This window comes from Azospirillum sp. OGB3, assembly GCF_014192915.1.
In the GTDB taxonomy this organism is placed as follows: domain Bacteria; phylum Pseudomonadota; class Alphaproteobacteria; order Azospirillales; family Azospirillaceae; genus Azospirillum.
Genome location: NZ_JACHYN010000007.1, coordinates 178,526 through 199,066 on the forward strand (window position 1 = coordinate 178,526; position 20,541 = coordinate 199,066).

Here is a 20,541-nt window from a genome sequence, read left to right on the forward strand (position 1 = left end):
GCCCGCACTCATGGCTTCCACCCCCGCAGCGACAGGGCGTTCAGCACGACGCTGACCGAACTCAGCGCCATCGCCGCCCCGGCCAGCACCGGGCTGAGCAGGCCGGACGCCGCCAGCGGAATGCCGACCAGATTGTAGATGAAGGCCCAGAACAGTCCCTGGCGGATCTTGGAGTAGGTGCGGCGCGACACGTCGATGGCGCCGGCCACCAGCGCCGGATCGCCGCGCATCAGCGTGACCCCGGCGGTGTGCATCGCCACGTCGGTGCCGGTCGCCATGGCGATGCCGACGTCGGCGGCGGCCAGGGCGGGCGCGTCGTTGATGCCGTCGCCGACCATGCCGACCACCCGGCCCTCCGCCTTCAGCGTCGCCACCACCTCGGCCTTGCCGTCCGGAAGCACCTCGGCGAAGACGCGGTCGATGCCCAGGTCAGCGGCCACCGCGCGGGCGGCCCCGGCACCGTCGCCGGTGACCATCACCGTCTCCACCCCCTGCGCCTTCAGGGAGCGGACGGCGGCGCGGGCGCTCTCCTTCACCGTGTCGCCGAAGGCGACGAGGCCCAGAACGCGCCGCTCCGGCGCCGTTTCGGCCAGCCAGGACAGGGTGCGCCCGGCGGACTCCAGCGCCGCCGCCCGTGCCTCCAGCGCCGGGTCGGACAGGCCGTTCTCCGCGATCAGCCGCTTGCTGCCCAGCAGCAGGGCGCGGCCCTCCACGGAGGCCGACACGCCGCGCCCGGCCAGCGCCTTGAAGCCCTCCGGAGTCGCCGCCGCCACGCCCTGTTCCGCCGCGCGGTCGCGGACGGCGCGGGCCAGCGGGTGTTCGCTGCCGCTCTGGAGCGCCGCCGCCAGCCGCAGCAGTTCCGCGTCCTCGACGCCGTCCGCGGGCACCAGATCGGTGACGCGGGGCCTGCCCTCGGTCAGCGTGCCGGTCTTGTCGAAGGCGACGGCGGTGATGGCGTGGGCGCGCTCCAGCGCCTCCGCGTCCTTGATCAGGATGCCGTGGCGCGCCGCCGCGCCGGTGCCGACCATGATGGCGGTGGGCGTGGCGAGGCCCAGCGCGCAAGGGCAGGCGATGACCAGCACCGACACCGCCGTGATGATCGCCGTCTCGACGTTCCCCGTGCCGATCCACCAGCCGGCGAGCGTCACCGCGGCGATGCCCAGCACCACCGGCACGAAGACCGCCGCCACCCTGTCGACCAGCCGCTGGATCGGCGCCTTGGACGCTTGCGCGCCCTCGACCATGCGGACGATCTTGGCGAGCATCGTCTCGGCACCCACCGCCACCGTCTCGACCAGCAGCAGCCCATCCACGTTGATCGAGCCGCCGGTGACGCGGGAGCCCGGCGCCTTCTCCACCGGCAGGCTTTCGCCGGTCAGCATGGATTCGTCGACGCTGCCCGCGCCCTCCGCCACGCGCCCATCCACGGGGATGCGCTCGCCGGGGCGGACCGCCACGCGGTCGCCGACGCGCACCTGGGCGATGGGAAGCTCCGTCTCCACGCCGTCGCGGCGGACGCGGGCGGTGTCGGGACGGAGTTGCATCAGCGCGCGGATCGCCGCCGCCGTCCGGCCCTTGGCGCGGGCCTCCAGCCACTTGCCGAGCAGCACGAAGGTGATGAGCACCGCCGACGCCTCGAAATAGAGGTGCGGCGTGTGGCCCGGATGCGCCGTCAGCATCATGTAGACGCTGAGCCCCCAGGCCGCGGAGGTGCCGAGCGCCACCAGCAGATCCATGTTGCCCGACCCGGCGCGCGCCGCCATGAACCCGGCCCGGTAGAAGCGCCAGCCCAGCCAGAACTGCACCGGCGTCGCCAGCAGGAACTGCGCCCAGGGCGGCAGCATCAGGTTCAGACCCAGCAGGTCTCCCGCCATGCCGAGAACCAGCGGCGCCGACAGGGCGGCGGCGATCAGCACATGGCGGAGGTCCCGCCGGTTGCGGTCCTGCGCCGGGTCCTCCGCCGTCGCCGCGGATTCGGTGTCGGCGACGGGGGCGGCGGTGAAGCCGGTCATCTCCACCGCCTCGGCCAGCCGGGCGGCGTCCACCGTCCCGGCGTAGGCGGTGACGTGCGCCCGCTCCGTCGCGAGGTTCACGGCGGCGGACTCCACCCCCGGCACGCGCAGCAGCGCCTTTTCGACGCGCGCAACGCAGGAGGCGCAGGTCATTCCGCCGACGGTCAGGTCGAAGTCCTGCCTCTGCGGTTCGAAGCCGACGTTTTCGATGGCCTCCGCCACCGCCCGCGGGTCGGGATCGCCCGCGAAGGCGACCCGCGCCCGCTCGGTGGCGAGGTTGACCGACACGCCGGTAACGCCCGGCAAGCGTGACAACGCCTTTTCCACCCGCCCCACGCAGGAGGCGCAGGTCATGCCGGAAATGCCGATGTCGAGGTCGGTGGTGGTGGCGGACATGATCGTCCTTTCTTCGTCGTCAACCGGCATCCCAGATAGGGCTTCCAATGGCTGGAAGGTCAAGGGGGCCGAAAACCGTCACGCGACCGGAAGCCCTTCGGCTTCGAAGCCGGCCTTTTCCAGAGCCGTCCGCAGGGCGTCGGCGCTGGGCGTCCCGTCGACGCGCACGTCCTTCGAGTCCAGGTCGATCTGCACATCCTCGACCCCGGCGACGGCGCCGAGCGCGCGGCGGACGGAGGCAGCGCAACCGCCGCAGGTCATGCCGGGAACCTTGAACGCAACCATGACGAACTCCTTCCAACAAGGTGTGTGTTGCCGTCAGCTTCCGCCTTCCAACGATTGGAAGGTCAAGAGGAATTTCGCAGTCCTGGTCATGGTCCCCTTCACTGCCCCCTTCACTGCCGTGGTACCGCCGGAACCAACCGCTCCGCTCGCGCATTCATGGGCCATGGACATCACCCGCCAGCGCAGCTTTCTCCATGACGAAGCCCAATTCGCCCGTGCGCTTGCCCGCGCCGCGGCGGGGGCGATCATCTTCGCCCTGCCCCTGCTGATGACCATGGAGATGTGGGAGCTGGGCTTCTACATGGACCGCTTCCGGCTGGCCCTGTTCATCCTGGTGACGCTGCCGGTGCTGTTCGGCCTGTCCTACTTCGCCGGGTTCGAGGAGACCTTTTGCTGGCAGGACGACCTGATCGACGCGCTGTCGGCCTTCGCCGTCGGCTTTCTGATGTCGGCGGCGCTGCTGACCGTCTTCGCCATCGTGCGTCTGGACCAGCCGTTGCCGGAGATCATCGGCAAGATCGCGCTCCAGTCCGTGCCGGCCAGCATCGGCGCCATGCTGGCGCGCAAGCAACTCGGTCAGCAGGACGACGCCGACAGGGAGCGGCGCATCCGCTCCAGCTATCCCGGCGAGCTGTTCCTGATGGGGGCGGGGGCGCTGTTCGTCGGCTTCAACGTCGCCCCGACCGAGGAGATGATCCTGATCTCCTACAAGATGTCGCCCTGGCACGCGGTGGCGCTGGCGGTGCTGTCGCTGGGGCTACTGCACATCTTCGTCTACACGGTCGGCTTCGCTGGGCAGGAGAGCGCCGGAGACGACGGGTTCCTGTCCGTCTTCCTCCGCTTCTCGGTCGCCGGCTACGGCATCGCCCTGCTGATCAGCCTTTATCTGCTGTGGACCTTCGAGCGGATCGCCGGCCTGTCGATGATGGAGCTGGTGACCGCCACAGTGGTGCTCGGCTTCCCCAGCGCGCTGGGCGCCGCCACCGCCCGCCTGATCGTGTGACGGGAGGGACGCCGATGGCTGACATCCGGGAGAACGACATCGCCTCCAGGGACGAGGACGGCAGCGCGTCGGTGTCGCGGCTGGCCTGGATCTCGTCGGGACTGGGGCTCTTGCTGTTCCTGGGCTCGGTGGGGGTGCTGGGTTACGAGGGCATCACCCGCGGCAACGGCCCCCCGGTGATCACCGCCGTGGTGGAGGAGGTGGTTCCCGCCGGCCCGCGCTGGCTCGCCCACATCCGGCTCACCAACGACGGCGGCAAGACCGGCGCGAAGGTCCAGGTGGAGGGCCAGCTGATGGCGGGCGACGAGGCGCTCGAAACCTCGGTGGCCGAGTTCGACTATGTGCCCGCCGGCTCCGAACAGAAGGGCGGCCTGTTCTTCGACCGCGACCCGCGGGCACACGCGTTGCGCCTGCGCGTGCTCGGCTATGTGGAGCCCTGAACCAAGCGGGTCCCGGCCTGTTGTCGTTTCACTGGAAACAGAGGACACCGACCCCGCGATGACCAGCCTGACCATCGACGAGGCGCAGCAGCGCATCCGCCTTTTCCTGACCGGCGACATGGTGGAGGCGCTGCGCGCCGTGGATTACGAATCGCCGCCGCTGGCCGACCAGCCGTCCGGCCTGACGCTGGAGACGGCACGGCGGGCCGCGGTGCGCTTCAGCCACGTCGAGGGGGCGTCCGACTGCCTGTACCGCGTCGACGCCTTCGACGAAGCGCTGGTGATGCGGCTGCAACTGAACGTCCGCCGCTTCGTGGCGATCTATCAGGTGCCGGTCGCCGATCCGGTGGCCAGCGCCACCATCTCCCCGCATTTCGAGCGCTGGGCCATCGGCGCCGGCCACGCCGGCTGGACCATCGGCTGGCGCGACGGCACCGACCCCTGGCAGCCCGACCGGCGCGTGGTGGAGACCTACTGCTACGCCATGCTGCCCGAGGACTTCCTCGACAACCCGCTGGAGCAGCTTTACTGGCGGACGGACCTCGTGCAGATGACCCGCGCCTTCATGCTGGAGGCCCGCCGCATGGGCATCCGCCTGGCTGTCCCGGAAGGGATGTGAAGGCCCCCACCCAACGGGGCAAGGGCCTTCCGCCCGTCAGGCCAGATCGAACAGCAGCACCTCGGCGCTGACCACGCCGTCCAGCGTCAGGGCGCTCTCATTGCTGATCGCGGCGCCGTCGCCTTCCTTCAGGACCGCGCCGTTCAGCCGAACCTGACCGCGGGCGACCTGCACCCAGGCATGGCGGCCCGGACGCAGCTCGTGGGTCACGCTATCGCCCTCGTCCAGAAGCGTGGCGTAGAGGTCCACGTCCTGGTGGATGACCACGCTGCCGTCGCGCCCGTCCTGGGAGCCGACGAGCCGCAGGCGGCCCTGCTTCTCCTCCCGCTCGAAGGCCTTCTGCTCATAGCCGGGGACCATCCCTTCCTCGTTGGGCAGGATCCAGATCTGCAGGAAGTGCACCGGGTCCTTCTTGGACGCGTTGTACTCGCTGTGCCGGATGCCCGACCCGGCGCTCATCCGCTGCACGTCGCCGGGGCGGATGACCGAGCTGGTGCCCAGCGTGTCCTTGTGCTCCAGCGCCCCGTCCAGCACATAGGACACGATCTCCATGTCGGCGTGCCCGTGGGTGGGGAAGCCGGCGCCGGGGATCACGCGGTCGTCGTTGATGACGCGGAGCGCGCGGAAGCCCATATGGGCCGGGTCGTAGTAATGGCCGAACGAGAAGCTGTGCTTGCTGTTCAGCCAGCCCATGTTGACGGCGCCCCGTTCGTCGCGGTTGCGGATCGTGATCATCTCTGCTCCTCCGGTTTCTTTGCGAGGCCCTGTGGCCCCTCGTCTGGAGAGGAATGTGCTCCCGTTTCCGCAAAACAACAATTGCCGGAGTTGCGGCTTATCTGTTCCATGAGACGCAACAAACCGCTATGATGACGGCTCCCCTCAACCAGCGCCGCCGACCGCCATCATGCCCACCATCATTCCCGACGTTTCGCCCCTCCTCCTCGCCATGGACCTGACCGGGATCTTCATCTTCGGGCTGACGGGAGGGACGCTGGCCGTGCGGCACCGTCTGGACATCTTCGGCGTGATGGTGCTGGCGCTGGTGACGGCGCTGGCCGGCGGCGTGCTGCGCGACCTGCTGATCGGGGCGATCCCGCCGGCCACCATGCAGGACGAACGCTACCTGATCACGGCGCTGGCCTCGGGCCTGTTCGCCTTCTTCTTCCACCCCTTCATCAACCGTCTGGTCAAGCCGGTGATGGTGCTGGACGCGGCCGGCCTCGGCATCTTCGCGGTGGCCGGCTGCGGCAAGGCGCTGGCCTATGGGCTGGGCCCGCTGCCCGCGGTCCTGCTCGGCGTGCTGACCGCCTGCGGCGGCGGTCTGGTGCGCGACGTGCTGGTGGCCGAGGTGCCGCGCGTGCTGCGCGAGGAGATCTACGCGGTGGCCGCCCTGCTGGGCGCGGCGATCGTCATCGCCGGGGCGATGCTGGACCTGCCGAAGGCGCCGGTCGCCATCGCCGGGGCGGCGGCGGCCTTCCTGCTGCGGGTGGTCAGCGTGCTGCGCGGCTGGAGCGCGCCGCGCGCCCCCGGTTCCTGACATTTGCGGTGAACAACCAAAGGCTTCGGCTGTTGGAAGGGGCATGAGCGACACCGTGACCGACAACCCGGCCATGAGCCGGTTCGAACTGGACGTGAACGGCCAGACGGTCTTCGCGACCTACCGCCGCCGCGGCACCATCCTGCACATCCCCTATGTGGAGGCGCCGCCGTCCCTGCGCGGCACCGGGGCGGCCGGGCGGCTGCTGGAGGGGGTAATGGCCATCGCCCGCGCCGAGGGGCTGACCATCGTCCCGATCTGCGGCTACGCCGCCAACTGGATGCACCGCCACCGCGAGCATCACGACCTGCTGGCGCGGTAGGTCTTACGACGGTCCTGGCGGCCGTTGGCCGTCGGTCGCCGCGAAGACCTCCTTGGCCGCGAACAGCCCGTTGAGAGCGGCCGGGAACCCCGCATAGACCGCCATCTGGATGAGGACCTCGACGATCTCGTCGCGGGTCAGCCCAACGTTCAATCCGGCCTCGATGTGCACCTTGAGCTGGGGTGCCGCGTTGCCCATGGCGGCGAGCGCCGCGATCGTGGCGATCTCGCGGGAGCGCAGATCGAGTCCAGGCCGCGAATAGATGTCGCCGAAGGGAAATTCGAACAGATAGGTCGCGAAGTCCGGCGCGATGTCGGCCAGCGCCGCCACCACCTTGTGGCCGGCCGCGCCGTCGATTTCGGCAAGCGCCCGTTGCCCGCGCTCAAGCCGGCTTTCTTCGAACCTGGACAGGTGTGTAGTCATCGTCAGTCTTCCTCTGTTCCGTTTCGACGTAACCGTCGATCTTGGTATCGAGGACGAGAAGACAGGCGTTCAGCTCATCGACCTGGGCACGCACGCGCTCGCGGTGCCGCTCCAGCAACGCCCGCCGTTCCGCTTCGGTCCCGGCGCCCTCCTCGCGAAGCGCCGCGTAGCGGAGCATGTCGCGGATCGGCATGCCGGTCGTCTTCAGACGGCCGAGAAACTCGATCCAGGTCAGGATCGAAGCGTCGTAATCGCGGTGGCGGGACTGGTTCCGGTCGGCGTAGGGCAGCAGCCCGATCCGCTCATAGTAGCGGATGGCGTGGGCCGTCAGTCCCGTGCGTTTCGCGAGGGCTCCGATCTTCATGCGCGTCTGCTTCTCATCACGATGCACAGGACGCTACGGGTTCGAGCGCGCTCTAAGTCAAGAGTGATTCCGCCATCGGAGCCGCCGACGCGTCACAGGCCGAGATAGGCCTGCTTCACTGCGGGATCAGCCAGCAACTCCTCGCCCGTGCCGGCCAGAACGACGCGCCCGTTCTCCAGCACATAGGCGCGCTGCGCCAGCTTCAGCGAGGCGGCGACGTTCTGCTCCACCAGGATGATCGTCATGCCTTCGGCGGCGAGAGCGCGGATGGTGCGGAACAACTCCTGCACCATGGTCGGGGAGAGGCCGAGCGACGGCTCGTCGAACATGATCAGGTCGGGCTTGCCCATCAGGCAGCGCCCGATGGCCAGCATCTGCTGCTCGCCGCCTGACAGGGTGCCGGCGGCCTGCTCCAGACGCTCCCGCAGGCGGGGGAAAAGGGTCAGGACCCGCTCGAACGTCTCTTTCGCCCCGGCGCGGGCGCGCGGAATGACGGCCCCCATCTCCAGATTCTCACGGATGCTGAGCGTCGGGAAGATCTGCCGCCCCTCCGCCACCTGCCCGATGCCGAGGTCGCAGACGACGTGGCTGGGCAGGCCGGCGATGTCCTTGCCGCGGAAGCGGATGGTGCCGCGGGCCGGCTTCAGGATGCCGGAGATGGTGCGGATCAGCGAGGTCTTGCCTGCCCCGTTGGCGCCGACGATGGCGGTCGTCGTGCCCTCCGCCACCGCGATGGACACGCCGTCGAGCGCCTGGGCGTCGCCGTAGTAGAGGTCGAGGTCGGATACGGTCAGCATGCGGGGTCTTGCGTCGTGGCGGCCATCACAGGGAGGGCCGCCACCTTAGCGCAGGCGCCGCCGGAACCGAACGGGTTTTGCTTCAGCCCAACCTACTTCAGAAAGAACAGGACGCTCATCGCCAAGCCCACGGCGATGATGCCGGCGCGGAGGATGCGCGACGGGATCTTGCGCCCGACCCGCGCCCCGACATAGCCGCCGGCCACCGCCGCGATGGTCATCAGCGCGGCGTAGGACCACTCCACCGCCCCGCCAACCGCGTAGGCGGCGACCGCGATGGCGGTCAGCACGGCGGAGAACAGGTTCTTCAGGGCGTTCATGGCGTTCAGGTTGGTCATCCCGAACAGGCTCAGCTGCGCCAGCAGCAGGATGCCGAGGCCGCCGTTGAAGTAGCCGCCATAGACCGACACCGCGAACAGCGTGGCGAGCATCGCCCCCGTCCCGTGCAGCCCCACCGCCCGCAGCCGGGCCGCCAGCATGCCGCCGAAGGCGAACAGCGCGGTGGCGACCAGCAGCAGCCAAGGCACGATGCTGCGGAACACCGAGTCCGGCGTGACCAGCAGCAGCGCCGCCCCGATCAGCCCGCCGGTCAGGCTGACCACCGACAGCGTGACCAGCCCGACCCCGCCCACCGGCTCCAGGTCATGGCGGTAGCCGTAGACGCCGCTGGCGTAGCCGGGCAGCAGCGCCACCGTGCCGGTGGCGTTCGCCGCCACCGGAGGAACCCCGGCGTAGATCAGCGCGGGAAGGGTGAGAAAGCTGCCGCCGCCGGCGACCGCGTTCATCGCCCCGGCCAGGAAGGCCGCGGCGAGCAGGAGCAGGGATGTCGTCACCATCGTTCGGGCCGTTGTCTTTTCTTGTTGTTTTTCGTCCCTCTCCCGCCTCGGGAGAGGGTGGCGCCGAAGGCGCCGGGTGAGGGTCGCGCGAGGATCGAGGCCTTATTCTTGGCCGCACCCTCACCCTCCCGCCGCTGTGCGGCGGGTCCCTCCCTCCCCTGGGACGGGAGAGAAGTTTGGAGAGTTACCCCCGCCCCCGCAGCTCGCGGCGGATGATCTTGCCGGTGGTCGTCATGGGCAGGCTGTCCACGAACTCCACGGCGCGCGGGTACTCGTGGGCGGCCAGCCGCGTCTTCACATGGGCCTGGATCTCCGCCGCCAGTTCGTCGCTGGGCCGCACGCCGTCCTGGAGGACGATGAAGGCCTTCACGATCTCGGTGCGCAGGGGATCGGGCACACCGACCACGGCGGCCATGCGGACGGCGGGGTGGCCGATCAGGCAATCCTCGATCTCGCCGGGGCCGATGCGGTAGCCGGCGGACGTGATGACGTCGTCGTCACGCCCGACGAAGCGGATGTAGCCGTCCGCGTCCAGCTCGCCCTGGTCGCCGGTGACCAGCCAGTCCCCGATGAACTTCGCCGCCGTGGCCTCCGGGTTGTTCCAGTATTGCAGGAACATCACCGGGTCCGGGCGGCGCACGGCGATCAGGCCGATCTCGCCGGGCGGGAGGCGCTTGCCATCCCCATCGATCACCGCCACGTCGTGGCCGGGCGCCGGGCGGCCCATGACGCCGGGCTTGGGCGGCATGACCGTGGCGCAGGAGGACACGATCATGTTGCACTCGGTCTGGCCGTAGAACTCGTTGATGGTCAGCCCGAAGGTCTGACGGCCCCAGTCGAGAAGCTCGGCCCCCAGCGTCTCGCCGCCGCTGGCGACGGAGCGCATGCTGTAATTCCAGCGCGTCTGCGGGTCCTTCACCGCGCGCATCATCTTCAGCGCGGTCGGCGGCAGGAAGGCGTTGCGCACCTGGAAATCGGCGATCAGGCGGAAGGCCTCCTCCGCGTCGAACTTCTCGAAGCGGTGGGAGACGACGGTCACGCCATGGTGCCAGGCGGGCATCAGCACGTCGAGCAACCCGCCGATCCACGCCCAGTCCGCCGGGGTCCAGATGCGGTCGCCCGGCTGCGGGAACAGGTCGTGGGAGATCTCCACCCCCGGCAGATGGCCGAGCAGCACCCGGTGCGCGTGCAGGGCACCCTTGGGCTGGCCGGTGGTGCCGGAGGTGTAGATGATCACCGCCGGGTCGTCCGCCGCCGTGTCCACCGGCGTGAAATCCTCCGACGCCGCTTTGACCAGCGCGTGCCAGTCCAGCTCGCCCTCCCCGGCCTCGTCGATGCGCAGGACGAGTTTCAGCTCGGGCAGGCGGTCGCGGATCTGGGCGATCTTGGCCGCCCCCACGGCGTCGGTCACCACCGCCCGCGCCCCGCAATTGCCGAGGCGGTATTCCAACGCCTCCACCCCGAACAGCGAGAAGAGGGGAACGGCGACGCCACCCATCTTGTAGACGGCGACGTGGCTGACTGCGGTCTCCGGCGCCTGGGGCAGCAGGATGCCCACCCGGTCGCCGCGCGCCACCCCATGGGCGGCCAGCGCGTTGGCGAGGCGGTTCGACAGGCGCCGGATGTCGGCGAAGCTGTGGGTCTCCACCGCGCCGTCGCGGCGCTTGTGGATCAGGGCGGTGCGGTCCGGATCGCGCTCCGCCCACTTGTCGCAGACGTCCACGCCGATGTTGTAACGCTCCGGCACCGACCAGACGAAACGGTCGCGCAGGCCCTCGTAGCTGTCCGCTTCCGGCAGCATGCTTTTCCTCCCGACAGGTTCTTGCCGGCCGCTTGGACGCGGCCATTTGGTTTCATCATAGGGGCAACGGCGGCGATCCGTCACGCGGACGGAATAGTTTGCGGGGCTGCCATGTTCATCAAGGCAAATTTGTCAGAACAGGTTCCGTTCCGTGGGGTTCGAGATGAAGGCCAAGGGGATCGTTGCGGTTGTGTTGTCCGTGGGCCTGCTGGCCGGCTGCGCCAGCCCCTATGGTTACGGCTATGGCGGCAGCGGGTATGGGGCGAATTACGGTGGCGGCTATGGCTACGCCCCCGGCTATGGCAACAAGGCGACGGCGGGCACGCTGCTCGGCGGCGTGGCCGGCGGCCTCGCCGGGTCGCGCTTCGGTGGCGGCACCGGCAAGCTGGTGGCGGTCGGCATCGGCACGCTGCTCGGCGCCGCGCTGGGCAACGCCGCCGGCCAGTCGATGGACCGTGCCGACCTGATGTACGCGCAGCAGGCGGCGGGACAGGCCTACATGGCGCCGACGGGCGCCACCGTGCAGTGGAACAACCCGCAGACCGGCAATTGGGGAAGCTACACCCCGACCCGCGACGGCACCGGCCCCTATGGCGAGCCGTGCCGGGAGTTCCAGACCAGCATCGTGGTCGGCGGGCAGCTCCAGCAGGGCTACGGCACCGCCTGCCGTCAAGCGGACGGCAGCTGGCGCATGGTGAGCTGACGCGCGCTCTTCAGCCATGCGGTGAAATGCTTTACACAAGCGGGCATGGCGACGATCAAGGACGTGCTGGCCGCGGCGCTGGCCCATCATCAGGCCGGGCGGCTGGCGCAAGCCGCCGCCGGCTATCAGGCCGTCCTCGACACGCTGCCCGACCATGCGGACGCGCTGCATCTGCTGGGCGTCGTCTATCTCCAGGCCGGACACCCGGCGGAGGCCGAGCCGCGCATCCGCGCCGCCCTCCGTGCCGACGCGACCGTCGCCGACTATCACGACAACCTCGGCAGCGCGCTGCGCGCGCTGGACCGGGCGGCCGAGGCGGCGGACTCCCACCGCGCGGCGATCCGCCTGCGCCCGGCCTTCGCGCAGGCCCATTACAACCTCGGCAACGCGCTGGACCGGCTCGGCCGGCTGGAGGAGGCCGCCGACGCCTACCGGCAGGCCGCCGCGCTGCGCCCCGGCTACGCGCGGGCGCGCTTCAACCTCGGCAACACGCTGACGGCGCTCGGCCGGCTGGCCGAGGCGGACGACGCCTTCCGCGCCGCGCTGGCCGACGATCCCGGATTCGGGGAGGCGCACGCCAACCGCGCCTCGCTGATGTTGCAACGCGGCCGGGCGGCGGAGGCGGACCGGGCCTTGCGCCGGGCGTTGGCCTTGCGCCCCGGCCACGCCACGGCCCTCGCCAACCTGTCGGCCGCCTTGCTGGCCCTCGACGCCCCCATGGACGCCGAGCGGGCGGCGCGCCGCGCCGAATCCGTGCGCCCGGACTTCGCGGAGGCCGCGCTCCGCCGGGGCGACGCGCTGCAAAAGCGCAACCGTCTGGCCGAGGCCGGCCGCGCCTACGCCCGGGCCGCCGCCCTGTGCCCCGATCTGGCGGAGGCCCACGCGAACCTCGCGCTGGTGCTCCAAACGCAGGGCGATCTGAACGGGGCGGAGGCCGGCTATCGTCGCGCGCTGGCCCTGCGGCCCGATCTGGCCGAGGTGCGCTCCAACCGCGCCTATCTGGAACTGTTCCGCCCCGGTGTGACGCTGGCCCGCGTGCTGGAGGCACACCGGAGTTGGGACGCCGTGCACGGCGCACCGCTGCGGGCCGAATGGGGTTCGCACGCGCCAAGGCTGCGGGATGACTCCCGTCCGCTGCGCGTCGGCATCCTGTCCGGCGACTTCCGCCGCCATCCGGCGGGGCAGTTCGCGGTGCGGGCGGTGGAGGCGCTGCCGAAGTTCGGCGTCGATCTGACCCTCTACGCCAACCAGTTGGAGACGGACGACCTCACCGACCGCTTCCGCGCCGCGGCGGCGCGCTGGGTGCCGGTCGCCGACCGGACCGACGCTGAACTTGCAACATTGATCCGCGACGACCGGCTGGACGTGCTGATCGACCTCGCCGGTCACAACGCCCGCGGGCGGCTGGGCGTCTTCGCGCGCAAGCCGGCGCCGGTGCAGGTGGCGTGGTCGGGCTACATGGCGACCACCGGGCTCGCCGCCATGGACGCGCTGGTCGCCGACGCCCACCATGTGCCGGAGGGGGCGGAGCGCTTCTACGGCGAGCGCATCCTGCGCATGCCCGGCGCCTTCATCGCCTACGACCCGCCGCCGGACGCGCCGGAGCCCGGCCCGCCGCCCTGTTTGACCGGCCAGCCCGTCACCTTCGGCGTCTTCAACATCCTGACCAAGCTGACCGACGAGGTTCTGTCCACCTGGGCCGCCCTGCTCGCCCGCCTGCCCGAGTCGCGCCTGCTGCTCAAGACCAAGGCGCTGTCCTGCCCGGAAACCGCCGCCCAGTGGCGCGGGCGACTGGCCGCGGTGGGCATCGCGCCGGAGCGGCTGATCCTGGCCGGGGCAACCGGCAGCCGCGACCATATGGGCTGGTGCGCCCGCGTCGACGTGGCGCTGGACCCCTTCCCCTTCGCCGGCAGCACGACGACGCTGGAGACGCTGTGGATGGGCGTGCCGGTCGTCACCCTGCCCGGCGAGACCTTCTCCAGCCGCCACTCCCTGGCTTTCCTGAGCGTGGTGGGGGTGGAGGGCTGCGTCGCCCGCGACCCGGCGGATTATGTGGGCCTCGCTGCCGCCTGGGCCGCCGACACAGATCGGTTGGCGGCGCTGCGCCGGACCCTGCGCCCGCGCATGGCGGCCGGACCGCTGTGCGACGGGCAAGGTCTGGCCAAAGCCTTGGCGAAGTCTCTGCGGGATTTGACGCAAGGAACCTAGCCTTTCCGGATAGGACGCCTCCATTTCCTAAATTGGGGGTTGTTTCGTCACTGAATTTTCGTCACATGTTGTATATCAGATTCATCAAGGGTCGTGACGCCCAGGGAGTCCTGGATGCTGAACCTTTCGGCTGTCCGCACGGCCATCGAGGACGTGGAGCAGGCCATTGCGGCGACGCTGGCGCCGGAAACGCTGACCGCCAAAACGGTGACCGCCAACCGGCGGGCGCTGGCACGCCTTTACTCCGCCTACGCCCAGGGCGTCCTCAAGCGGCACGGCATTGCCGTGGATCTGGACGACGTCTGCGGGCAATGCTGCCGCGACTGCCCGGACGGCCGTTGCGCCCGGCTTCCCTCCTGAGTCACTTCTCCCCGATGAAGCGGACCCAGGGGAAGTCCAGAACGTCGAACCAGCGCACACTCAGCCCCTCCCCACGCCGTTGCAGCGCGTCGAACACCGCGAAGGGCGCGGCCTGATCCAGCATCCAGAACCCGCGCCCCTCCCGCAGAAAGGCCCCGATGTAGGCCGCGGTCAGCGCCAGGAAGGCACGGCCCCGCGGAGTCGGCTGGAACGCCGCGAAGCAGACGGTGATCTCCCGCGTCGGGCCGCGCCAACGGGCGTCGCGCAGCAGCCCGACGTCGGCTCCGTCCAGAAGCGCCGCCAGCGCATCAAGCCCCCCGGTCAGCGTGCAATCGGCATCCAGATGCAGCAGGGGCCGCCCCCAGCGGGCCATAAGCTGGTGCCAGCGCAGGAAGCGGATGCAGGCGTAGTAGGTGGTGCGGCGGTGCTCATCCCAACCCGCGAAGTCAATTCCTTCCCGGCTGATTCCCAGCGGCAGGCGCTCCCGCCGCCGGGCGAGGTCGGCAAGCGTCTCCGGCGAGGGATTCACGACATGGACGTGGACCGCCACGCCGCCGCCCGCCGCCGCCACCGAATCGAGCAGGCCCGTGGCGAAGCGCCGGTAATAGCCGTCGTCGCAGGACACCGCCAGCAGCGGTCCGCTCCCGGCGGGTGGTTCAGCCAGCAGTTCCAGCGACGGGAAGGAGTCCAGCAGGGTGTCCGCGTCGGGAAGCCCGTCCAGCCCCCGCCGTCCAGCCCGTACCATCGACCACAGGCGCAGTTCGAAATCCGCCTCCACCTCTGACGGCGTAAAGCGCCGGGAGACGCGCCCCATGAAGCGGGCGGCGAGATCCGTCCGTCCGCGCCGGTAGAAGCGGTAGGCGACCACGGCCGCCGCCCGCGTGTCGCGCGGGTTGCGGCGCAGGACCGTCAGGGCGGTGCGGGCGGCGCGGTCCAACAGCCATTCCGGCGCCTGCCCGGCCTGGACGAGCGAAAGCGCCGTCCCGAGCAGCGCGTCCGCCGCCGCCCCATGCCCCGGATCGACGGCGTGCGCGCGGGTCAGGGCGCGCCCCGCGCGCTCCACCAATTCCGGGTCGAGGCGCCGGGCGTGCGACAGAGGGCGGTCCAGCCCGGCGTCGGCGAGCGCGCTCACGGCGGCATTGTGCAGCGCGTCGGGAAGGGCGGGCGCCAGGGCCACGGCCTGCCGGCGCAGCCGCGCCGCGTCCTCCGCCCGGCCCAGCGCGGCCAAGGCGTTGGCGCGGTTGATGCGCGCCTCGGCGAAGTCGGGCCGCTGGGCCAGCGTCTGGGCGAAGGCCGTCGCCGCACCCGCCGCGTCCCCACGCTCCAGCCGCAGCGAGCCCAGCGCGAAGGCGATCTGGACATCCTCGGGGTCGAGCGCCGCCGTGCGGGCGAAGGCGCACTCCGCCGCCTCGGGCTGCCCCGCCGCGCGCAGGGACCGCGCCAGATTGCCGAGGAAATCGGCGTCGCCGGGCAGCAGCGCCACGGCGCGGCGCAACAGCGGCAGCGCCGCGCCGGGGTGGCCGCTCTGGCTTTCCAGAACACCCAACAGGTGAAGCGCGTCGGGATGGCCCGGCTGGCTGCGCAGGATGCTATGATAGAGGGGCCGGGCCGCGTCCAGCCGGCCCGCCTGATGGTGGCCGACCGCGGCGGCCAGGGCATCCCGAAGTGTCACCATGCCGCCTGTCTACACGCGCCGCCGGGCCGGAGTCCATGCGGCGCTGCGATCCGGGGCGTCACCCGTTGCTTGAGGAGAGACCATGGCCGACCGGCCGCTCGTCAGCGTCATCACGCCAAGCTGGGGACGGGAGGACGTCCTGCCGCTGTGCCACGCCCGCGTGCTGTCGCAGACCGTCCCCGACATCGAATGGCTGGTGTTCGACGACAGCCCGCGCCCGTCCGCCTATCTCCAGCCGCTCGCCGGGCCGCGGCTGAAGTATTTCTATTCGCCGCGCCGCTATGCCGTCGGGGAGAAGCGCAACATCCTGGCCGAGCACGCGCGCGGCGAGATCATCGTCCATTTCGACGACGACGACTTCTACGCGCCCACCTATGTGGAGCGGCTGCTCGGCTGGTTGGAAGCGGGCCACGACGCGGTGACCCTGTCCGGCTGGTTCCTGCACAGCGCGGTGCACGGAACCTTCGGCTACTGGGACACGGCGCGCGGCGGGTCCCACCATCGCTGGGGCCGGACGACCCGCGCCTATGTGGAGGCGCCGGAGACGCTGCCGTCCGACGACAATCTGCTGGGCTACGGCTTCTCTTACGCCTACCGGCGGTCGGTGTGGGAGGTGGTGCGCTTCCCACCGGTCAACGCCTGCGAGGACGCCCCATTCATGAAGAGCGCGCGGGAGCATTTCCGCGTCGCCGCCTTTCCGGACGCCGAAGGGCTGTGCCTGCACACCCTGCACGCCCGCAGCACCAGCCTGTGCCTGCCGCAGTACGAACTGCCGCCCCTGCTGCTGGAGCGCCTGTTCGGGCCGGAGATCGCGCCTTACACGGGGGGTAGGCCGGGTCAGACCTGAACGTCGAGATACATGCCGCGGCGGTAATTGCGCGGCAGCGTCAGGATGCCGTTGACCAGAAGGCTGGCCAGCTCGCGGACGCTGGGAATGCGCTGGCGTCCGCCGCCGACCTGCTCCGCCCGGTTGCGGACGCCGACCGCGCCGGGCGATGCGACTCGCCCGCCCCCGACCTCGGAGCGGATCGGTTCGTTGGAGCGGTCACCGGTGCGTCGCGTTTCAACCATGCCCGATATCTACCGCAATCGAGGCCCCACCGGCAAGGAGAAGCGGGCGTCGGCAGCGTCGGCGACATCCCTTACGCCGAGGCCAAAGCACGCCGCTGTCCTCAAACCATGCGCGTCGCCATGGCGGCATGCCTCGACCCGAATGGCCCCCGGGGAGGAGGAAACACGTGGCAACAAGCGGCTTGCGCAACCCATGGCCGCCGTGGAAACTCGTGCCCGTGTCGTTCGGGCTGAGTTGCGCAACCTTGGAGACTTGGAATGGCTGGGTACGACAACGCCGACGGCCCCGCGGGGCTGGTCATCCGCCTGATCGACACCGCGGTGAAGGCCCTGGACGAGATGTCCAATGCGGCGGGAGAGATCGCGCCGGACGTCGGCACTCTCACGGACACGCTGGTCGCCGCCCAGCGCATCGCCGACCGGGCGTCGCAGGATCTGCAACGCCTGTCCCAGAAACTGGCCGCCCAGTAGCGGCCGAAACGGTGCGGCGCTGCGACGCGCCGCACCGATCCTCCCTTACCGGCCCTCGATCAACGACGTTGCCCCGCCGTAAAGGTGAAGTTGTCGAAGCTGTTCTCGGCAACGCGGAACCAAAGGAATTCCTCGTCGCGGAACTTCTTCCACGGCTCGTAGATCTTGGCGAACTTCGGGTTGTTCTTGGCGGTCTCGTCGTACAGCTCGTACGCCGCCTTGTAGCAGGCCTCCATCACCTCGCGCGGGAAGGGACGGAGCTGGGCGCCACCGGCGACCAGACGCTTCAGGGCGGCGGGGTTGTCGGCGTCGTACTTGGCGTTCATGATCGCCAGCGCCTCGAAGCAGGCCGCTTCCAGGGCCGCCTGATAGGGCTTCGGCAGCTCTTCCCACTTCTGCTGGTTGACCAGCAGCGACACGTTCAGGCCGCCTTCCCACCAGCCGGGATAGTAGTAGTACTTGGCGACCTTGTTGAAGCCGAGCTTCTCGTCGTCGTAGGGGCCGATCCACTCGGCGGCGTCGATGGTGCCCTTCTCCAGCGACGGGTAAATGTCGCCGCCGGCGATCTGCTGCGGCACCACGCCCAGCTTGGTCAGCACCTGACCGGCGAAGCCGCCGATGCGGAACTTCAGGCCGCTCAGGTCCTGGACCGTCTTGATCTCCTTGCGGAACCAGCCGCCCATCTGGGTGCCGGTGTTGCCCGCCGGGAAATTGACGACGTTGTAGCCCTTGAAGAACTCGCGCAGCAGTTCCATGCCGCCGCCCTGAAGAATCCAGGCGTTCTGCTGGCGGGCGTTCAGGCCGAACGGCACCGTCGCGTCGAAGGTGAAGGTCGGGTCCTTGCCCACATAGTAATAGCTGGCGGTGTGGCCGCACTCGACCGTGCCGTTCTGCACGGCGTCGAGCACCTGGAGGCCGGGGACGATCTCACCGGCGGCGAAGGGGCGGATCGTGAACTTGTTGTCGGTGATGGCAGCGACGCGGCGCGAAATCACGTCGGCGGCGCCGTAGATGGTGTCCAGGCTCTTCGGAAAGCTGGAAGCGAGGCGCCAATGCACCTCCGGCGTGCTCTGCGCGATGGCCGGAGCCGCCAGCGTGCTGGCCGCGACGCCGACACCGGCGCTGGCAAGGAACGAACGGCGTTTCATACGGGAGTCCCCTCCTGTTCTTTTGTTCAGGAACGAACCTATCAGCGTCTTTCGAACCCCCGCAAAAGGTTAGCCGTGCAATGGGCGAATAGCTTCCCCGACGAAATGTGTCGTGACAAATGGTTCGCGGTTGAAACCGTTGATTAGGACACCGCCAACCGGTGGTCGCGGAAACGCCCGTAGGTGTAATGGGCGGCACAGCCCCCCTCCGCCGACACCATGCAGGAGCCCATCGGATTCTCCGGCGTGCAGACCGTGCCGAACAGCTTGCAATCGCTGGGTTTCTTCACGCCGCGCAGGATGTCGCCGCACTCGCAGCCCTTGTGGTCGGGCACCGCGCGGCCCGGCACGGCGAAGCGCCGCTCCGCGTCGAAGGCGGCAAACGCCTCCTTCAAACGCAGGCCGCTGTCGGGGAGCGCGCCCAAACCCCGCCATTCGAAGCTGGACCGCAACTCAAAGGTGTCGGCGACGAGCCGCTGGGCCTTTCGGTTGCCGTCCGGAGTCACCGCGCGGGTGAACTGGTTTTCCACCACCGCCCGCCCCTCGTTCACCTGACGGATCAGCATCAGGATGGCCTGGAGCACGTCCAGCGGCTCGAACCCGGCGATCACCACCGGCTTGCCGTAGGTCTCCGCCACGAAGTCGTAGGGGCGGCTGCCGATGACCACGGAGACGTGGGCCGGCCCGATGATGCCGTCGAGCGGCAGCGTGCCCATCTCCCGCACCTCCGGGCTGTCCATGATGCCCCGGATGGCCGCCGGGGTCAGGACGTGGTTGCAGAAGACGCTGAAGTTCTTGAGGCCCTTGGCCTTGGCGGCGTGGACGGCCACCGCGGTCGGTGGCGTGGTCGTCTCGAAGCCGATGGCGAGGAAGACGATCTCGCGGTCCGGGTTCTCCTCGGCGATGCGCAGCGCGTCCATGGTGGACAGCACCATCCGCACGTCCGCCCCTTCGGCCTTCGCCTTCAGCAGGCTGACCCGCCCCGAGCCCGGCACGCGCAGCACGTCGCCGTAGGTGCACAGGATCACGCCGGGCTGGCGGGCGATGGCGATGGCGTCGTCGATCCGCCCCACCGGCAGGACGCAGACCGGACATCCCGGCCCGTGGATCATCCGCACACTGCCCGGCAGCAGGTCGGGGATGCCGTAGCGGGACACCGCGTGGGTGTGACCGCCGCAGAACTCCATCAGGTGATAGGTCCGCCCGGTCGCCGCCTCGCGCGCGATGGCGGCGGCGATGCCGCGGGCCAGCGCCGCGTCCCGGAATTCATCGACGTACTTCATCGCACCCGTCCCTTCCGCCTGCCGTGACGGCATTTGGACAGCGGTGGGAAGGGCTGGCGTTGATGCGGATCAAGAATGGGGCGCGGCGGGGCGGCATCACGCCCGCCACGCCGCGGAAGGCCCTTACTTCGAGGCGCCCATCATGGGCAGCGACAGCTCCGGCCCCCGCCCCGAATCCTCGATGGCTATGGCGGAGGAGCCGGGGCTGCCCAGCGCCACGCTGACCGGACGCCCGTTGTTGTGGTTCTTCCACATCTCGTAGAGCGCCAGCGCCGCGTAGATCTTGGCCTCGCGGCTGGTGTTGTAGAGCCACTCCTGGGTCGGGATGACGCGCAGCGCGCCATTGCCCGACTGCTCCACCCGCTCCGCGAAGCGGTAGCCGAGCTGGTTGTTGATGCCGGCCAGCAGCCCGTCGAAGCCCGAGGAGATTCGCCCGAACCCGGCGTCCGACGCCGCGGACGACGCCCCGCCCAGAGTGCTTGGCGTTTGCCGCTTCACGAGGTCGCCGAAGACCCAGCCTTCCTCGCCGGTGCGCATCGAGCGCACGCCGATCCAGTTGCCCTCCTGCTTCAGCTCGATCACCTCGTCGCCGCGGGTGACGGTGGAGCGGACCGAGGCGTTGTCGGACGGGGCCGCGCGCAGGTTCACCTTCTCGCCGGTCACCGTGTGGATGTCGCCGGGGGCCGCCGCGGCGGGCAGGGCCAGCGCCGCCGCCACGCCGAGGCCGGCCAGGGTTCCGAGGAAAGTCTTCGTCATCCGAGACATGTGCATTCTCCCGCAGAACGCG

Annotated in this window: 23 protein-coding genes; 10 read left to right on the forward strand and 13 right to left on the reverse strand. The window is 70.0% G+C overall.

Going from position 1 to position 20,541, the window contains the following annotated elements; genetic code table 11:
• Window positions 1–8 precede the first annotated feature (8 nt).
• Window positions 9–2,408 carry a heavy metal translocating P-type ATPase gene (locus FHW79_RS16410; RefSeq protein WP_183179919.1) on the reverse strand — a complete coding sequence of 800 codons (2,400 nt, stop codon included), beginning with the start codon at window positions 2,406–2,408 and terminating at the stop codon, window positions 9–11.
• Between the two features lie 78 nt (window positions 2,409–2,486).
• Entirely contained in the window at window positions 2,487–2,693 is a 207-nt protein-coding gene (locus FHW79_RS16415) for a heavy metal-associated domain-containing protein (protein WP_183179920.1), read from the reverse strand.
• A gap of 163 nt (window positions 2,694–2,856) precedes the next feature.
• Here FHW79_RS16415 and FHW79_RS16420 point away from each other — a divergent pair, with 163 nt between their 5' ends.
• The 3 genes from FHW79_RS16420 to FHW79_RS16430 are packed head-to-tail and all read left to right on the forward strand — an operon-like array spanning window position 2,857 to window position 4,755.
• Complete coding sequence (locus FHW79_RS16420) at window positions 2,857–3,696, forward strand: TIGR02587 family membrane protein (RefSeq protein ID WP_145679287.1); 840 nt, start codon at window positions 2,857–2,859, stop codon at window positions 3,694–3,696.
• 14 nt (window positions 3,697–3,710) lie between these two features.
• Complete coding sequence (locus FHW79_RS16425) at window positions 3,711–4,136, forward strand: hypothetical protein (RefSeq protein WP_183179921.1); 426 nt, start codon at window positions 3,711–3,713, stop codon at window positions 4,134–4,136.
• Between the two features lie 58 nt (window positions 4,137–4,194).
• On the forward strand, window positions 4,195–4,755 hold the full coding sequence (locus FHW79_RS16430; RefSeq protein WP_183179922.1) for a hypothetical protein: 561 nt from the start codon (window positions 4,195–4,197) through the stop codon (window positions 4,753–4,755).
• A 36-nt stretch (window positions 4,756–4,791) separates the two neighbouring features.
• On the opposite strand, the gene FHW79_RS16435 is transcribed toward FHW79_RS16430, so the two are convergent.
• Window positions 4,792–5,490 carry a pirin family protein gene (locus FHW79_RS16435; protein ID WP_183179923.1) on the reverse strand — a complete coding sequence of 233 codons (699 nt, stop codon included), beginning with the start codon at window positions 5,488–5,490 and terminating at the stop codon, window positions 4,792–4,794.
• Window positions 5,491–5,659: 169 nt separating this feature from the next.
• Between FHW79_RS16435 and FHW79_RS16440 the strand changes: the two genes are divergently transcribed.
• Both FHW79_RS16440 and FHW79_RS16445 read left to right on the forward strand, forming a co-directional pair.
• A complete protein-coding gene (locus FHW79_RS16440) occupies window positions 5,660–6,292 on the forward strand; it encodes a trimeric intracellular cation channel family protein (RefSeq protein ID WP_114858027.1) in 633 nt (210 codons plus the stop codon).
• Between the two features lie 43 nt (window positions 6,293–6,335).
• Window positions 6,336–6,614, forward strand: a complete 279-nt coding sequence (locus FHW79_RS16445; protein ID WP_035678432.1) for a GNAT family N-acetyltransferase — start codon at window positions 6,336–6,338, stop codon at window positions 6,612–6,614.
• Window positions 6,615–6,617: 3 nt separating this feature from the next.
• Here the strand turns inward: FHW79_RS16445 and FHW79_RS16450 are convergent, their stop codons facing one another.
• The 5 genes from FHW79_RS16450 to FHW79_RS16470 form a co-directional block, all read right to left on the reverse strand.
• Window positions 6,618–7,037: a carboxymuconolactone decarboxylase family protein gene (locus tag FHW79_RS16450; protein ID WP_183179924.1), complete on the reverse strand. Its 420-nt coding sequence runs from the start codon at window positions 7,035–7,037 to the stop codon at window positions 6,618–6,620.
• Window positions 6,997–7,401, reverse strand: coding sequence for a MerR family transcriptional regulator (locus FHW79_RS16455; protein WP_183179925.1), 405 nt, complete (start codon window positions 7,399–7,401; stop codon window positions 6,997–6,999). Before FHW79_RS16455 ends, FHW79_RS16450 begins: the two co-directional genes overlap by 41 nt.
• Window positions 7,402–7,493: 92 nt before the next feature.
• Complete coding sequence (locus tag FHW79_RS16460; RefSeq protein WP_183179926.1) at window positions 7,494–8,198, reverse strand: ABC transporter ATP-binding protein; 705 nt, start codon at window positions 8,196–8,198, stop codon at window positions 7,494–7,496.
• Between the two features lie 92 nt (window positions 8,199–8,290).
• A complete protein-coding gene (locus FHW79_RS16465; RefSeq protein WP_183179927.1) occupies window positions 8,291–9,034 on the reverse strand; it encodes a sulfite exporter TauE/SafE family protein in 744 nt (247 codons plus the stop codon).
• A 184-nt stretch (window positions 9,035–9,218) separates the two neighbouring features.
• A complete protein-coding gene (locus tag FHW79_RS16470; protein ID WP_183179928.1) occupies window positions 9,219–10,835 on the reverse strand; it encodes an acyl-CoA synthetase in 1,617 nt (538 codons plus the stop codon).
• Window positions 10,836–10,986: 151 nt separating this feature from the next.
• Between FHW79_RS16470 and FHW79_RS16475 the strand changes: the two genes are divergently transcribed.
• The 3 genes from FHW79_RS16475 to FHW79_RS16485 all read left to right on the forward strand — a co-directional run bounded on the left by FHW79_RS16475 (window position 10,987) and on the right by FHW79_RS16485 (window position 14,106).
• Window positions 10,987–11,538, forward strand: coding sequence for an RT0821/Lpp0805 family surface protein (locus FHW79_RS16475; protein ID WP_183179929.1), 552 nt, complete (start codon window positions 10,987–10,989; stop codon window positions 11,536–11,538).
• A gap of 45 nt (window positions 11,539–11,583) precedes the next feature.
• Window positions 11,584–13,746, forward strand: coding sequence for a tetratricopeptide repeat protein (locus tag FHW79_RS16480; RefSeq protein WP_183179930.1), 2,163 nt, complete (start codon window positions 11,584–11,586; stop codon window positions 13,744–13,746).
• A gap of 114 nt (window positions 13,747–13,860) precedes the next feature.
• Window positions 13,861–14,106, forward strand: coding sequence for a hypothetical protein (locus tag FHW79_RS16485; protein WP_183179931.1), 246 nt, complete (start codon window positions 13,861–13,863; stop codon window positions 14,104–14,106).
• Window position 14,107: 1 nt separating this feature from the next.
• Here the strand turns inward: FHW79_RS16485 and FHW79_RS16490 are convergent, their stop codons facing one another.
• Window positions 14,108–15,781 (reverse strand): tetratricopeptide repeat protein, encoded by a 1,674-nt coding sequence (locus FHW79_RS16490; RefSeq protein ID WP_183179932.1) that lies wholly within the window; start codon window positions 15,779–15,781, stop codon window positions 14,108–14,110.
• A gap of 82 nt (window positions 15,782–15,863) precedes the next feature.
• Between FHW79_RS16490 and FHW79_RS16495 the strand changes: the two genes are divergently transcribed.
• Window positions 15,864–16,628: a glycosyltransferase family 2 protein gene (locus FHW79_RS16495; protein ID WP_183179933.1), complete on the forward strand. Its 765-nt coding sequence runs from the start codon at window positions 15,864–15,866 to the stop codon at window positions 16,626–16,628.
• Here FHW79_RS16495 and FHW79_RS16500 read toward each other — a convergent pair.
• Window positions 16,619–16,852, reverse strand: coding sequence for a hypothetical protein (locus FHW79_RS16500; RefSeq protein ID WP_035678364.1), 234 nt, complete (start codon window positions 16,850–16,852; stop codon window positions 16,619–16,621). The two genes, FHW79_RS16495 and FHW79_RS16500, sit on opposite strands and share 10 nt — an antisense overlap.
• 258 nt (window positions 16,853–17,110) lie before the next feature.
• Between FHW79_RS16500 and FHW79_RS16505 the strand changes: the two genes are divergently transcribed.
• Window positions 17,111–17,323, forward strand: a complete 213-nt coding sequence (locus tag FHW79_RS16505; protein ID WP_183179934.1) for a hypothetical protein — start codon at window positions 17,111–17,113, stop codon at window positions 17,321–17,323.
• Between the two features lie 59 nt (window positions 17,324–17,382).
• Here FHW79_RS16505 and FHW79_RS16510 read toward each other — a convergent pair whose 3' ends face one another.
• The 3 genes from FHW79_RS16510 to FHW79_RS16520 form a co-directional block, all read right to left on the reverse strand.
• Entirely contained in the window at window positions 17,383–18,471 is a 1,089-nt protein-coding gene (locus FHW79_RS16510) for a TRAP transporter substrate-binding protein (RefSeq protein ID WP_040135044.1), read from the reverse strand.
• Between the two features lie 143 nt (window positions 18,472–18,614).
• Window positions 18,615–19,754: a hydrogenase formation protein HypD gene (gene hypD / locus FHW79_RS16515; protein ID WP_183179935.1), complete on the reverse strand. Its 1,140-nt coding sequence runs from the start codon at window positions 19,752–19,754 to the stop codon at window positions 18,615–18,617.
• 123 nt (window positions 19,755–19,877) lie between these two features.
• The gene (locus FHW79_RS16520) at window positions 19,878–20,510 is read right to left on the reverse strand and encodes an SH3 domain-containing protein (protein WP_247884422.1); all 633 of its coding nucleotides are present in this window, start codon (window positions 20,508–20,510) and stop codon (window positions 19,878–19,880) included.
• Between the last annotated feature and the right edge of the window lie 31 nt (window positions 20,511–20,541).

Bases quoted from the DNA above. Each gene is read 5' to 3' on its own strand.
- FHW79_RS16410 (WP_183179919.1), bottom strand. From the start codon at position 2,408: ATGTCCGCCACCACCACCGACCTCGACATCGGCATTTCCGGCATGACC.
- FHW79_RS16415 (WP_183179920.1), bottom strand. From the start codon at position 2,693: ATGGTTGCGTTCAAGGTTCCCGGCATGACCTGCGGCGGTTGCGCTGCC.
- FHW79_RS16420 (WP_145679287.1), top strand. From the start codon at position 2,857: ATGGACATCACCCGCCAGCGCAGCTTTCTCCATGACGAAGCCCAATTC.
- FHW79_RS16425 (WP_183179921.1), top strand. From the start codon at position 3,711: ATGGCTGACATCCGGGAGAACGACATCGCCTCCAGGGACGAGGACGGC.
- FHW79_RS16430 (WP_183179922.1), top strand. From the start codon at position 4,195: ATGACCAGCCTGACCATCGACGAGGCGCAGCAGCGCATCCGCCTTTTC.
- FHW79_RS16435 (WP_183179923.1), bottom strand. From the start codon at position 5,490: ATGATCACGATCCGCAACCGCGACGAACGGGGCGCCGTCAACATGGGC.
- FHW79_RS16440 (WP_114858027.1), top strand. From the start codon at position 5,660: ATGCCCACCATCATTCCCGACGTTTCGCCCCTCCTCCTCGCCATGGAC.
- FHW79_RS16445 (WP_035678432.1), top strand. From the start codon at position 6,336: ATGAGCGACACCGTGACCGACAACCCGGCCATGAGCCGGTTCGAACTG.
- FHW79_RS16450 (WP_183179924.1), bottom strand. From the start codon at position 7,037: ATGACTACACACCTGTCCAGGTTCGAAGAAAGCCGGCTTGAGCGCGGG.
- FHW79_RS16455 (WP_183179925.1), bottom strand. From the start codon at position 7,401: ATGAAGATCGGAGCCCTCGCGAAACGCACGGGACTGACGGCCCACGCC.
- FHW79_RS16460 (WP_183179926.1), bottom strand. From the start codon at position 8,198: ATGCTGACCGTATCCGACCTCGACCTCTACTACGGCGACGCCCAGGCG.
- FHW79_RS16465 (WP_183179927.1), bottom strand. From the start codon at position 9,034: ATGGTGACGACATCCCTGCTCCTGCTCGCCGCGGCCTTCCTGGCCGGG.
- FHW79_RS16470 (WP_183179928.1), bottom strand. From the start codon at position 10,835: ATGCTGCCGGAAGCGGACAGCTACGAGGGCCTGCGCGACCGTTTCGTC.
- FHW79_RS16480 (WP_183179930.1), top strand. From the start codon at position 11,584: ATGGCGACGATCAAGGACGTGCTGGCCGCGGCGCTGGCCCATCATCAG.
- FHW79_RS16485 (WP_183179931.1), top strand. From the start codon at position 13,861: ATGCTGAACCTTTCGGCTGTCCGCACGGCCATCGAGGACGTGGAGCAG.
- FHW79_RS16490 (WP_183179932.1), bottom strand. From the start codon at position 15,781: ATGGTGACACTTCGGGATGCCCTGGCCGCCGCGGTCGGCCACCATCAG.
- FHW79_RS16495 (WP_183179933.1), top strand. From the start codon at position 15,864: ATGGCCGACCGGCCGCTCGTCAGCGTCATCACGCCAAGCTGGGGACGG.
- FHW79_RS16500 (WP_035678364.1), bottom strand. From the start codon at position 16,852: ATGGTTGAAACGCGACGCACCGGTGACCGCTCCAACGAACCGATCCGC.
- FHW79_RS16505 (WP_183179934.1), top strand. From the start codon at position 17,111: ATGGCTGGGTACGACAACGCCGACGGCCCCGCGGGGCTGGTCATCCGC.
- FHW79_RS16510 (WP_040135044.1), bottom strand. From the start codon at position 18,471: ATGAAACGCCGTTCGTTCCTTGCCAGCGCCGGTGTCGGCGTCGCGGCC.
- hypD (WP_183179935.1), bottom strand. From the start codon at position 19,754: ATGAAGTACGTCGATGAATTCCGGGACGCGGCGCTGGCCCGCGGCATC.
- FHW79_RS16520 (WP_247884422.1), bottom strand. From the start codon at position 20,510: ATGACGAAGACTTTCCTCGGAACCCTGGCCGGCCTCGGCGTGGCGGCG.